Annotated in this window: 19 protein-coding genes; 7 read left to right on the top strand and 12 right to left on the bottom strand. The window is 54.4% G+C overall.

What is annotated here, in order from left to right:
* Window positions 1-43: 43 nt before the first annotated feature.
* From ACA066_RS11690 to ACA066_RS11745, 12 genes are all read right to left on the bottom strand, one after another.
* Window positions 44-1,174 carry a coiled-coil domain-containing protein gene (locus ACA066_RS11690; protein ID WP_497699332.1) on the bottom strand — a complete coding sequence of 377 codons (1,131 nt, stop codon included), beginning with the start codon at window positions 1,172-1,174 and terminating at the stop codon, window positions 44-46.
* A 157-nt stretch (window positions 1,175-1,331) separates the two neighbouring features.
* Entirely contained in the window at window positions 1,332-1,526 is a 195-nt protein-coding gene (locus ACA066_RS11695) for a hypothetical protein (protein ID WP_214382175.1), read from the bottom strand.
* Complete coding sequence (locus tag ACA066_RS11700; RefSeq protein WP_497699333.1) at window positions 1,523-1,738, bottom strand: hypothetical protein; 216 nt, start codon at window positions 1,736-1,738, stop codon at window positions 1,523-1,525. Before ACA066_RS11700 ends, ACA066_RS11695 begins: the two co-directional genes overlap by 4 nt.
* Window positions 1,735-1,983, bottom strand: a complete 249-nt coding sequence (locus ACA066_RS11705; protein WP_497699334.1) for a hypothetical protein — start codon at window positions 1,981-1,983, stop codon at window positions 1,735-1,737. Before ACA066_RS11705 ends, ACA066_RS11700 begins: the two co-directional genes overlap by 4 nt.
* Before the next feature lie 197 nt (window positions 1,984-2,180).
* Complete coding sequence (locus tag ACA066_RS11710) at window positions 2,181-2,855, bottom strand: polysaccharide lyase family 7 protein (protein WP_497699335.1); 675 nt, start codon at window positions 2,853-2,855, stop codon at window positions 2,181-2,183.
* A gap of 453 nt (window positions 2,856-3,308) precedes the next feature.
* Entirely contained in the window at window positions 3,309-3,560 is a 252-nt protein-coding gene (locus tag ACA066_RS11715) for a DUF1654 domain-containing protein (protein ID WP_497699336.1), read from the bottom strand.
* A 137-nt stretch (window positions 3,561-3,697) separates the two neighbouring features.
* Complete coding sequence (locus ACA066_RS11720) at window positions 3,698-4,132, bottom strand: hypothetical protein (RefSeq protein ID WP_497699337.1); 435 nt, start codon at window positions 4,130-4,132, stop codon at window positions 3,698-3,700.
* A 410-nt stretch (window positions 4,133-4,542) separates the two neighbouring features.
* Window positions 4,543-4,971, bottom strand: coding sequence for a hypothetical protein (locus ACA066_RS11725; protein ID WP_497699338.1), 429 nt, complete (start codon window positions 4,969-4,971; stop codon window positions 4,543-4,545).
* Entirely contained in the window at window positions 4,968-6,827 is a 1,860-nt protein-coding gene (locus ACA066_RS11730; protein ID WP_497699339.1) for a DEAD/DEAH box helicase, read from the bottom strand. The genes ACA066_RS11725 and ACA066_RS11730 overlap by 4 nt, the downstream gene beginning before the upstream one ends.
* A gap of 45 nt (window positions 6,828-6,872) precedes the next feature.
* The gene (locus tag ACA066_RS11735) at window positions 6,873-7,136 is read right to left on the bottom strand and encodes a hypothetical protein (protein ID WP_497699340.1); all 264 of its coding nucleotides are present in this window, start codon (window positions 7,134-7,136) and stop codon (window positions 6,873-6,875) included.
* A 26-nt stretch (window positions 7,137-7,162) separates the two neighbouring features.
* Window positions 7,163-7,366: a hypothetical protein gene (locus tag ACA066_RS11740; protein WP_497699341.1), complete on the bottom strand. Its 204-nt coding sequence runs from the start codon at window positions 7,364-7,366 to the stop codon at window positions 7,163-7,165.
* 2 nt (window positions 7,367-7,368) lie between these two features.
* Complete coding sequence (locus ACA066_RS11745; RefSeq protein WP_497699855.1) at window positions 7,369-8,025, bottom strand: LexA family protein; 657 nt, start codon at window positions 8,023-8,025, stop codon at window positions 7,369-7,371.
* Window positions 8,026-8,113: 88 nt separating this feature from the next.
* Here ACA066_RS11745 and ACA066_RS11750 point away from each other — a divergent pair, with 88 nt between their 5' ends.
* The 7 genes from ACA066_RS11750 (at window position 8,114) to ACA066_RS11780 (ending at window position 12,015) form a co-directional block, all read left to right on the top strand.
* Window positions 8,114-8,329, top strand: a complete 216-nt coding sequence (locus ACA066_RS11750) for a transcriptional regulator (RefSeq protein ID WP_497699342.1) — start codon at window positions 8,114-8,116, stop codon at window positions 8,327-8,329.
* Between the two features lie 37 nt (window positions 8,330-8,366).
* Entirely contained in the window at window positions 8,367-8,570 is a 204-nt protein-coding gene (locus tag ACA066_RS11755) for a hypothetical protein (protein ID WP_214382183.1), read from the top strand.
* 27 nt (window positions 8,571-8,597) lie between these two features.
* Window positions 8,598-8,795 carry a hypothetical protein gene (locus tag ACA066_RS11760; RefSeq protein ID WP_497699343.1) on the top strand — a complete coding sequence of 66 codons (198 nt, stop codon included), beginning with the start codon at window positions 8,598-8,600 and terminating at the stop codon, window positions 8,793-8,795.
* A gap of 169 nt (window positions 8,796-8,964) precedes the next feature.
* Entirely contained in the window at window positions 8,965-9,396 is a 432-nt protein-coding gene (locus ACA066_RS11765; protein WP_223538761.1) for a phage regulatory CII family protein, read from the top strand.
* A 151-nt stretch (window positions 9,397-9,547) separates the two neighbouring features.
* Window positions 9,548-10,270 (top strand): Rha family transcriptional regulator, encoded by a 723-nt coding sequence (locus ACA066_RS11770; protein ID WP_497699856.1) that lies wholly within the window; start codon window positions 9,548-9,550, stop codon window positions 10,268-10,270.
* Between the two features lies 1 nt (window position 10,271).
* Window positions 10,272-11,243, top strand: coding sequence for a phage replication protein (locus ACA066_RS11775; protein ID WP_497699344.1), 972 nt, complete (start codon window positions 10,272-10,274; stop codon window positions 11,241-11,243).
* Window positions 11,230-12,015, top strand: a complete 786-nt coding sequence (locus tag ACA066_RS11780; protein WP_497699345.1) for a hypothetical protein — start codon at window positions 11,230-11,232, stop codon at window positions 12,013-12,015. Before ACA066_RS11775 ends, ACA066_RS11780 begins: the two co-directional genes overlap by 14 nt.
* Window positions 12,016-12,056: the final 41 nt, after the last annotated feature.

A 12,056-nucleotide genomic window follows, 5' to 3' on the forward strand; every position in this document is an offset into this window, starting at 1 on the left:
GTGGCCGGCAAGGAGTCGGCCAGCCTTCAGATGGAAAGGATGGTTAGAAGCGGATGGCTCGAAGCCAGGCGCGGGCAGTGTCGAGATCCACGTCGAAGCCCAGGGCTACAACCTCAACAATGTCGTCAACCGATGGCGCGTCGACGGTCACGTCGTCGGCTCCAACATCGATCGCTTGCGAGACATGTGCTGCCTCTACCTTCTCCGCGACTAGGGGCTCAGCCGTGATGGTGATTGGGGCTGGGGCTGGTGCGGAAGCTTGGGCGCGCAGACGAGCCAGTTCTTCCTGATCGCGTTGGTGTTGTTCGTCCTTGAGGCGCTGAGCGTCTTGGTCGCGCTGCAGCTGCTCGCGCTGCCGGTTCAGTTCTGCTTGTTGATCTGCAATGCGCTGGCGATCTTCTGCTGCGATCCGTTGGCGTTCCTTCTCCGCGTTTTCATCGGCGATGCGCTGTTTCTCGCGCAACTCATCGAGTTCTTTCTGCTGGGCCAGCAGCTTGGCCGCAGCCTCTTCACGTTCAACAGCCGACTTGTGCAGCGTTTCCAGCTGCTCAATAGCGTTGTCGCGAGCGATGGTGCCTTCAGCTTCGAACTCGGCATATTCTTCGGGCAGGATCAGCGATTCCTTGACGCTTTGCAGAACGCTTGCGACATCAGCAGCGCTGCGGCTGGCGTATGCAGCAGCGACAGAGCTGAAGCGCGTAATCTTCGTCCGGATGGCTTCGACACGTTCAGCTTCGACGCGCTCGCGCTCGGCCTTGGCATCAGCTACGCGCTTTTCTTCAGCCTTGATTGCTTCGTCAACAGGCGCTTCGATCGCCAAGACTCGATCTTTCAACGTCTCGCCGAACTCTTTCACCTGATTGACGCGCGCCTGGGCGTCTTTTACCGCCTGCTGATAAGGCACGAGCGCCGTCTTCGTGGTGTTCGCCAAGGCGTAACGCACGTCGCGGATATCGACGCGTACTTCCTTCGCATTGGCCAACCCTTCGCTGGTCGAGCAGTCAACGACTAACTTTGCGTAGGTGGTTTCCAGACGAACGATTTGTTCCTCGTGCGGCCGGTACTCGGCGATGTCGGTGACGGCAACTGCAGGGGCTACAGTTTTTTTCGCGTCGTCGGTGTCGCTCATTTCCAGCGAGTCTTGCGCGAGTGCTTGTTTGGTATTTGCGGACATGACAGTTCCTTGCCGCGCGGTGCGCAGCCTTGAAGGTGAGAGGTTTATTGAGTGATCTGGCCGGAGTAAGCGCTTGCCAGAATCCAGGCAGTGAAGAAGAGCAGGGTGACGGCAGAGCCGCGCCAGAACCAATAGCGCTTCGCGCGCTGGTAGGAGGTCATGGCCGAACCCTCACCGCGATTCGCCCACCCTTCATGGTGGCCGCCAAGCGCTGCGGCAGGCTGGCTACTGCGCGCTCGCGCGGCTGGCCGATGACTTCATTAAACGGAAGTCCGAAGCCGAGCATGATCAACTTCGATTCGATCTCGTCGAGCTGATCGTCGATCAGTGATTTAACTGGTGGAGTGGTCATGCCGCTCTTCCTTGCCGGCGCTCATAAACACTGCGCAGGCGGTCGGTGTAGTGGGCTTCTTCTGTGGCGCTGATTACGCTCAGCGCGCGGAAGATCAAAAGAGCGGTATTGGCCGAAGCCTTGACCGCAACAGCGTTGCATTGCGGGTCGACCATGCTTTCGATGTAGCCGTTGAGCATGCCGACAGCCAGATCGTGATTGCTGGTGTTCACTCTGTACCTCCTCTGGGCGGACAGACCGTTTCCATTTGCGCCATCGCCAGGCCGATTCGGCGCTTCAAGCTTTTGCGCTCTTCAATTGCACGGGCAGTACGATCAGCCAGCGCCTGAGTGCGCATCTGCTCGGAAGCTTCATAGTCGTGGAACTCTTCGGGCTTCGATCTCTTATCGCGCCCCCAAGCGTCATAGCGCCTGTCCCACTCTCGGGCCTGCGCACTGTCTGCATAACTGGTAGCCATGGTCGCCTCCAGAGTGGCGGTGCTGATCCAACAAAACTCGGCTGCACTCATCCATTCCGCTGGTTGCCGTTGGGCGCGGAGGGGAGTGCATGCGGGTGGTGTCGGTGAGGAAAGGGATGCCGGTTACGCTGTCCGGCTCCAGCGCTGACGTCGCGATAAACGACCTAGCCAGCTGGACGATGGTGATTTAGGTGGTATCAGGCGTGAGTGATAGACAGGTCACTGATGATGCAGATCGAAGCATCCTCAGGGTCAGTGGTCTCGGAGTAATCAATCTGGTTGTACACGCCGCCGTGGAAGGCGAGAGTCTTCGTGTCCCACGTATTGTCGAGGCGCATGATTGCGGAGGTGGATTTGGCGCCGTTGCAGCTGGCGGATACGGAAACAGCGCCGCTCGAGTTGGCGTGTATGTTGATCTTGAAAAGCGCGCCGAGCGGCACGTTGTCCAAGACAGTCGTGTTGACCGGGTCGTCTTGAAGGTAGCTCGACCTGAAGCCCATGGTTATCTTGCCCTTGTTCCAGAACACCTTCACTGGAGGTCGTTCCGAGCCCTGCACATGAATCTGGCCGATCACCACCTTCTGTAGAGAGTTGACATTTGTCAGCCGCATTTCTTGACGGCTCCAATGGTCTGCGGCACTCGAAAATAGCCAGTAGCCAGGCTCTTTCCATTCGCAGCGAGTTCGATGGGTGCTCTTGCTCGAGGCGCCAAGGGTTGGCGCCGTCATCTGCAGCAATCCGTCAGGAAGTATCGAGATGACGTCAGGGCATTCGATCAGTGCACGCCAGCCGATCAAGTCAAGGGAAATAGGGTTCGTGTCGGAGATTGGAAGCGGTGTTGCGATGGTGTAGTTGCTGATATCTACAGTCATTGTCCATTCCTTATTTCATCTGATGTCACCTTTGCTCTGTTGAGCATTTCGTCCGATGTAGTCCTACATCCCGCTGCCCACTCAGTGAATGGGCAGAAGTGATGCTTTCCACCGTGATCAGCTACTGGCTGCACTCATCGGCTTGTACCTGATGTCGCGTTTCACCGTTGGCGCCGATTCCTCGATTCACCCCAGCTCAACTATCCGTCTCGCTTAAAGATCTTGGTTCCAGTCGATCCCCGTGAGGGGGCTGGGAGATCATTTCGCTGATCCCGTGCTACCTGGCGGCTTCACCAGTCGTGTGACGGGCTGTTGAAGCCCTTCGCTGCCGGTCCCGATGTGGGGACTGGGCTGCGATGGAGTGAATATAAGCGTGCTTATCTATAGCGTCAATAAGCTTGCTTATATATTTTTATGGAGGCAATAAAAAGCCCGCTCAATGGCGGGCTGGTTTTATGCTTCGCAGTACTGTCTCCATCCAATCCGGACGGCGCCACCTTCCAGCGATTCAACCAATACGCCGGCAGTTTCGCTTATCTCATCAATGAGCCGCTGCCAATCCTCAACGGTTTCGTGCTCAAGCCTGGACACGGTTACCGCCTGCACCTTTTGAACGCCAGGTGCAGCAATGAGCGCTTGCAAGCGGCGGCCTGCCAACTCGTAAGAAGTCCGGTTTTTTGCTGTAGGAGTCGGGGAGGGGGGCATGCGGTTTTCCTTACCGTTACTGTATGTATATACAGTATTGGCAGGAATCGAATTTAGCAATGCCGGGAGAGTACATTTGTACTCTTTGAAGCAGTAAGCGTAAAAAAGCCCGCGCTTGGCGGGCTTAGAAGAGGAAACTACATTGCTTCTATTTCAGCTCTCAGCCTATTAACAGCGGCTTCATACTGCTTTTTTTCGATACTTTCATCGCCCCAGTCGTGAGGCGAGCTCAGCCAATCCATGTACCCCAGCCAAGCGGCATACGCATCGGTGATCGCTGGCTTAAGCTGCGGGTATTTCGCGATCTCATTCTTTAGATATGGCTTCATCTTGGGCTTCGCAGCGTCAACGCAGGCTTGTGACTCCGCGTAGCCCCTCTCCACCAAAGCCTTATATTTTGTGCTGCGAGCACCAAAGTCACGGCGGGCAATGAACGCTTCGGTGCTGAGGCCTGACCCTATGATGCTGCATTCCGCCGACGCCCCATTGATTCTCTCAACAAAAGTTGGCTCGGCAATGGCAGAGGTTGAAAATAATGAAAACGCCAAGCATGCCAAGAATTTGTGGCGCATATGGTTCCCTCCAGGATTGACTCATGACTCTAGCATGGCGCACGGCCACCATTGGTCGCTCAGAGTGCCATTATACTGAACGGTCCCTGTAACCTGACCTCTACTCCCATAGATCACCATTAGGGGCTCCAATGAGAGAGGCACAGCGAAGACTGGCCATGACAGCCTGGCGCGAATTATTCGCCTTGACTCAATTCCAGATAGACGCAGAAGAAAAGTACTTTGGATTGTTAAGGCGGGCTGACGCGATGGAGCGTGCCGATCTCATCACCAGCGATGAGTGGAGGAAGCTTGTCCAGCAGGCAGGTTCGTCTCTTGCCAGTACCGCAGAGTGCATGGGCGGAGCAGGGTAGTGCAGGGCAGAAACGAAAAAGCCCGGCGCTGGGCCGGGCTAAGCATACTGAGTCGCCTTAAGCTACAAGAGACAATTTAGCGCGAACAAGAGATCTTGTGCTACTTGGGAGTGTCGACATTATAGCTCTGATTTTTTCATCGCTAACTCTCATTTTATTCAGTGCGTGTTGAACTTTAACGATAGCATCATTAGTCGCTAGTTCTCGACACCACTGTGTTGCGAATTTTTTTGAGCCTACCTTTTGGTCGACGCGCTGCAGCTTTCGATCAAGGCTGTAGAGGTATTTCATTCTAATAGTGTTTGTAGTCTCTTCGCACTTGTCTATGAAGCTAAGTTCGACGGTTAGGTGTTCACAGGTTTTAGTAGTCTTGAATTCTAGATATGGACTTTCATACATGGCATCAGCCAAGTCTGAAGGCTGCACTCCATGAAAAAGATGCAGTGCTGTAAGCTCATCCAAGGCATCTTTCAGTAGTTTGTTCATTTCAACATGCCTCGAAGCTCATTAACAATCTGCGGTACCATATCTACGGCATTTAAAAGTTGCCTGTTATCCATCTGATCGCGCGCACCATAGCGTGAGTGTATCTTGGCATTGATGTACATTACAAGCACGCCATTGTTTGGCGTGTCCTTTTTCATGTGCTTCAGGTGTCTTGCGAACCTAGGAAACAGCTCTATACCCTTGTCCTGAAGCCCCTTATCGCTAATCAAGCTTGCGGCTGCGTCTTGAGATTTTTTAACCAAGAGGGCTCTAAGGTCTTTGCGCGCAAGTTCAGGACGTTTTGCAATGAGGTTTGGATTGATTTCTGAAGATGCCTTTTTCAGTTCGGCATCTATTAAAACACTTCGCAATTTTTCAATGGTAGTTAAGTCTAAGGTAGGGCCAGAAGTTTGCAGTGTTTCAAGTTGCTTGTCTGCCGATAGAGAGATCTCTAATCGCTTTTTTTCGAATAGCTCGTTGAAGTCTATATCATCTAGATAGGAATCTGTTTGTCCCGAAAATACATCCTCTGTGCTTATGCTCGCAAGAGCGTTATCTCGTATAGTGTATTCGTACTCGCTGAACTCATACTCTTTAGTGCGTTGATGCTTGGCTCGGTCGACTTCTGTTTGGAATGCTTGCCACATTACATCCAGTCCCGTCTCCTCATGGAATACGATTAATGCATTGTTATCTATCTCAAATGCCTTTATTTCATCTTCCGGTATTGCTCGAAGCACTCGGCCCACGATTTGAGCGAACGCGTTAAGGCTTCTGTACGGGCGGAAGAGTGCAAGGACTGTTAGGTACCGATGGTCATACCCCTCCATGAGCATGTTTACCGACACAACCACTTCGCATTCATGATTCTCGATTTTTCGGAACGCCTGCTCCTGGTCCTCTTCGCTCATTTCACTGTGAATCGTAACTACCGTTGTTCCAAGCTCTTCATACCATGTATGTAGATCGTTTGCATGACGAATACTGCATCCAACAGCAAGTATTTTGTGAGGTACAGAGGGCGATTCACTCTTGAGTTCCCTAAGCTTGGAGTAGCTGTGTTGAATGACATCTTTAGAACATGCTTCTGACAACGCGACACTTTTCTCCAGCCACTCCCGGTCCTTTAATTCAAGAACCTCTTCTTTGGAGAAACTGCGTCCAGGGTGACCGGCTAAAGTGAAAGATAAGTTGTGAGCATTTACAGTCTCTTTGCGTAGCCACTTAACGTATCTGTCACGCATTACTTCGGATAGCTGTGTTTCGTGAATCAGTTCACCAGGTAGCTCTTGGTTGTCACCTCTAAAAGGAGTACCCGTTAAGAAGAGTTTCTTTGCTGAACTGAAATAGCTTAGCGTTTTAGTCCAGCTTTCTGCGGGGGCGTGATGCGCCTCATCTACTATTATTAAATCGAAGTAGTCTTTGCGCACCCGATCCACAAGGCTGTTGCCTCTTGCGTTGTAGACTTGGTGGATGTTTGTGTACACCATATTGCATGTGTCGAGATTGGCGATGAGAGTGCTTGAGTCATACTCTGTAATCGTCGGGAGATCGTCGGGATCTAAAAGGACATTGCAATTAACCCAGAAATTATCTTCCAAAGCCTCTTGGGTTTTCCTGATGCTGTTTTTTGTTACGAGTCCAGGCGTGATTATCAATACTCTACCATTTGCAACCCCGTATGGTGCTATTGAGATAAGACCGCTTTTGCCTGTGCCTGTAGGTAGAACTACGAGGGCCTCACCGTTAGGGTTGTCTGAGAAGTATTTTTTTATTTGTAAATAAGCTTCTATTTGGGGGGAGCGGAGCTTGCTATTGCCTTCGATATTTGCAACGGTATCTTGGTAGTAATTCATGTAAGTCCCTTTAACAAATAAATAGCGCTCAAATGTTTCACTGAATCAGTAACTTTCACGCCGTTCGATACGCACAATCGTTCCCGCTTTTACCTCATCCGCATGCCGGTGAATCTTTTCTTGCTGTGCCTTCAGTAGAGCGGAAATCTTCATAAGCGCAACGGCTTCATCGGGGGATTTGCCGCGGCCGGCCATGCTGGTCAATTCGGCCACTGACCAGCCGATGACCGCGGTCGCGTCTTCAAGGTCGTAAAACAGCTCCTGCTGGGCTGTTCTGGGGCCGTCGAGTCCCTGGATGAGATCTGCCATCAATACCTCGTCTGCCATGGCAGTCTTCAATGAAGAGTTTTGCGACTTTCGCCGATCCTGATCCGGTCGAGCGCTCGATTGAGCGCATCCAGGGCATCAAGGAGGGCTTTCGCCTCCGCTTCTCGACCGTCACCCCAAAGCCGTTCAGCCATTTTGTTCAGGGTGAGGATTGATCGCTCTATGTCTGCTGCAGTTGCTGCAGCGCTTTCTGCCGGCCGCTTCTTCGGCATTGTCAGAACTTCTGCAGTGCCCGCACAACGACGCCCACGATCCGGCAGCGTTCGTCAAACGGTTCAATCGGGTATCCAGGGTTCAACGGCTTTAAGAACAGTCTCCCGCCATCGCTGACTAGCTTCTTGAACGTCGCCTCATTACTTTCTGGAAGCTTGGCGATCACCAGCTTGCCTGGTGCGGCCTCGGCCTCAGTGTCTACCAGGATCAATGTACCTTCGGTGATGCTCTGGCCCGCGGGAGAAGTCATCGAGTCGCCTTTCACCTCGAGCCAAAACGCAGATCCCTTCGAGTCGTACTCCGAGAACTCGTAGCGATCCGAGAATCCGGCCGGGTAGGGCTCTACCGCTTCTGCCCAGGCGCCAGCAGCTACCCAGCTAATAACTGGGTACCGGTAGGACTCGTTTTGTTGCCTGGCTTCTCCAACATTGGAATCGCTTCCAGTCGTTCCGGTCATCGGGCCGATATCGTCAGACAGCCATATGGCATTCACGCCGCACGCGTGTGCGATTTTAGACAAATGAGCGCTTTGGAGATTTTTTCCCGTCTCCAATTGCGAAATCACTGGCTGCTCAATTCCCGCCCTGAAGGCAAGCATCTTCTGCGTCAGCTTCGCGTGGCTTCGTGCGGACCTGATTCTTTCTGCGAGTGTACTCATCAGCAGAAACTTATAAGTTTCCTTATCGGCTTGCAAATAAGTGTCCTTCTACTTAGGATATAAGCAGGCTTATTAGGAGGGATCAAAAATGACTCCCATCGAACGGCTCGTCGACTTCTTCGGCGGGCAGACCAAAACAGCTGCGGCTCTCGGCGTATCTCAGGCTGCGGTTTCGTACTGGGTGTCAGGTATCCACCTGATGAACGCTGAGAAGGCGTTCAAGGCAGAAGAGTTGACCGGCGGGCAAATTACGGCTCGCGAGCTTTGCTCCCGTCCTCAGTCGGCACGTAAATCCGCCGCATAACCCAAGCCCTGTCACACCGAAAGCGGAAGTGAACCCCATGGCCTACGGAAAAAAAGAACACCGCCACGCACGCCAAGTGAAGGTTTTGCTGAATGACGAAGAGTTCATTCGGCTACGGGAATACGCACACAGCGTCGGCACACAACACAGCGCTCTCAGCCGAGTGATTCTCAAAGCGGTGATCGAAGTCATCGAGCAGACGGGTGAGCTGCCCGAATGGATCGAAATAAAACGGGCCTAGTCAATCCCGCTCACCAGAGGACGGGCAATGAATTTTCCAGAACCGGCAGTACTGCTGGACCAGCAACAGATGGACGTACTTGAGCGAGTGGCGAGCAACGCAGGCATCACAGGCGAAGAGCTCGTCAGGGAAACACTCAAGCGAGTTCTTGATTCCCTTGGGCAAGCCCAGAAGGTGGGCCGTTCGCCGCCGGGCAACGTGTTTCGGCTCCCTTTGAAGCGGTAATACGGGTCCTTTATTGAGGACTGCAAAGCGGTTTGGGTGGTGACACCACCGGTCCCTAATTCGGGACTGGAAGCAGAAAAGGTCATGGGTTCATCCCTGATCAGTTGATGAACAGATCATCGCGGAAGTGCTGGGACTGCGCCACGCGAGACGAAGAGGGGATTTCGCAATGGAAGAATTCGAGAGAACGCTGCATCGGGAAGTGAAAGCTGACGGCGGCACAGCACTGGCCAAGCGAATGGGCGTGAATGAAACCACGTTGCTGGACTGCGCAAACCCAAATCGGGCGCATCACAAGATGAACATCCAGATGCTGGGGATGGTTCTGACTCACTTGCCGCTGGAGGGGCGTCTGAGCGTGCTGAGCGCGCTCACCAACCAGTTCGAATGTGACGTTGTCCTGCGTAAACGTCCCGAGCCGAAACCACTCATGGCTGCGCTGTGCCATTTGACCGCCGAGTGCGGCGACGTGGGCCGGCTGATCTTCGACGCCGCTTCTGACAATCACATCAGCCAGCACGAAAAAGCCCAGGGCGATAAAGCCATTCAGGAAGCAATCGACGCGCTGCATGTTCTGCGCGAATCACTGAAGGCCGCCTGAATTTCGGACACAAAAAAGCCGACGTACGAGGTCGGCTTTTTCTACAGCGGTAAAGCAAGTGGAGAAGATTATGCACGTACAGACACAGCAGGACAATACCGGACAGGTCGCGACACGTTTTGTTAATTCGGAAAACGTGTCGCGTACCACGATGTCTTCCCGTGAGATCGCCAACGTCACCGGTAAGCGGCACGCCAACGTGAAGCGCGACATCACGGCGATGCTAAAAGAACTGAATTTAGATGTACTCAGTTTTGAGCACATCTATCTGGATGGCCAGAACCGCGAGCAGGTCGAGTACAGGCTCGATCGCGAGCACACCGACTGCCTGCTCACCGGCTACAGCGCGCCGCTGCGCATGAAGGTGATTCGCCGGTGGCGCGAGCTGGAACAGCAGCAGGGCGCCCGCGAGCAGGTTCTGCTCAATGGCACCAAGGTGGTCGGCGAGATCGCCATCATGGAGTGCTTCACGCGCCTGTTGAAGCCCGCGCCATCTTGCCAGATGGCCATGCTGACGAAGATCGCCCAGAACAATGGCCTCGACCCGAAGTTTCTCCCAGGCTACGCCGTCGACGCGTCGCCTGATGCCGCCGGCGGCTCATCGATGCCCACCAAGTCGGCCACGGCCTTACTAAAAGACAACAGCATCCGTATTGCTCCTGCGGCGTTCAATCGCGCACTAGCTGCCAAGGGCTTCCTCAAGCAGCTCCAGCGCAAAAACTCCAAGCAGGAAATGGTCGACTTCTGGTCTGTGACTGAGCAGGGCCTTCGTTTCGGCAAGAATTTGACCAATCCTCAATCTCCTCGCGAGACGCAGCCTCACTGGTACGTGGATCGCTTCCTCGAACTGGCCAAACTGGTCGGGAAGGCCTGACATGCAATACACCGTCACGATCAACCAGGTGAAGGCGCTGGAGTGGGGGCTGAATTCTCAGCAGGCCCTGCTATTCGCCTTCGTCTACGAGAGCCCGAGCTGGGCCAATCCAATCAAGACGGACACCGGGATCTACTTCGCCCTCAGCAAGGGCAAGATCGTCGAGGAGCTGCCACTGCTCACTGACAAGCCGGACACCGCTTACCGCCTGTTGAAAGCCCTGCGCGATGCTGGCCTGATCGAGCTTTCCAGCACTTCCAGCATCACCTTGATCCGCCTCACTGAGAAGGCGAAAGAGTGGAATCGCAAGTTGGATGGGTCGGAAAAATATCCGACCTCTGATGCGCTCGATGGTCGGAAAAAAATCCGATCTACCTCGGATAAATCTCCGAGCAAGGTCGGAAAAAAATCCGATGCAGGGTCGGAAAAATCTCCGACAAATCAGGGTACCAATAATCAGGGTACCAATCAGGTAACCAGTAATCAGGATTTGCAGGACGGCTCGGACAAGCCGAACCGATCCGGCGGGCTGGTGCTGGTTGTTGATCGCACTGAGGCGCCGCGGGTTGAAATTCCCGCGGACATGCCGGGCCCCAAGGACCAGACCTGCAAGACGTTCAAGACCTGGGCCAACTACGCCATGTCTTACCGCAAGCGGTACAAGGCCTGGCCGGTGTGGAACGCAAAGGTGGGAGGGCAGATCGGTTCGTTGATTGGCCGTTTGGGCATCGACGTTTCTCACAGCGTGGCAGCGTATTACCTCGGCATCAACGACGCTCAACTGATCCGCAAGTGCCACAGCGTCAGCGAGCTGCTGGCCAACGCCGAGAGCTACCACACCCAGTGGGTGACCCAAACCCAGATCAACGGCCGCACCGCCCGCCAACTGGAAGACACCCAGGCCAACATCAACGCCGCACAGGAAGCTGCGCGCAACATTCGTGAGGGAGGGCCGCGCAATGCTTTCCTCTGACGACCGCGCACAACTGGCCGGCGCCATCTGCGCCACTGCCGAAACACTGGGCCAGACCATCAGCGCTGCGGCTGCCGAATTGATGGCTGAAGATCTTGCCGTGTTTGCCCAGGCCGATATCCGCAAAGCACTTCAGGCTTGCCGCCGGGAGCTGACCGGCAAGCTGACATTGGCGGCAGTCCTGCAGCGCATCCAGGCAGAAGATGGCCGCCCAGGTCGGGACGAGGCCTGGGCGATCGCCATGACCACGAACGACGAATTCGAAACCGTGGTGCTGACCGATGAGATCCAGCTGGCGCTGGCCGCCGCGAAGCCTGTTCTCGACGCCGGCGACAAGATCGGCGCGCGCATGGCGTTCATCAGCGCATACGAGCGGTTCGTGAGCCAGGCGCGTGACGACGTCAAACCAGTGAATTGGCACGTCTCCGTTGGTTTCGATGCCAACCGCCGTGTGGGAGCCATCACGAAGGCTGTGCAGTTGCAGCGTATTCCTCAAGAGCGCGGGCGGCTGTATCTGGCAGATCTGAGTGTGGTTCCGGTTACAGAGGACGGCCGCGCGTTGGCTGGCTTGATCACCGGCGAGGTTACGAGGCCATCACCAAATGTCCGGGACAAACTTGAAGCCGTGAAGAATTCGATGCTGGAAATGCGCAACGCCACGGCCGAGAGGCAGACAGAAATGCGCATCGAAGCGGCCAATGAATTGGCTAATCGCCGAGCCTTGCTCATCAAGCAGGCCGAAGAACTTCAACTGAAGAGGGCTGCGCAATGATCCCTAAATCAGCAATGACACTGGTTTGCACCTTTGCCGGT

It is taken from the genome of Pseudomonas sp. LBUM1651 (genome assembly GCF_059716135.1).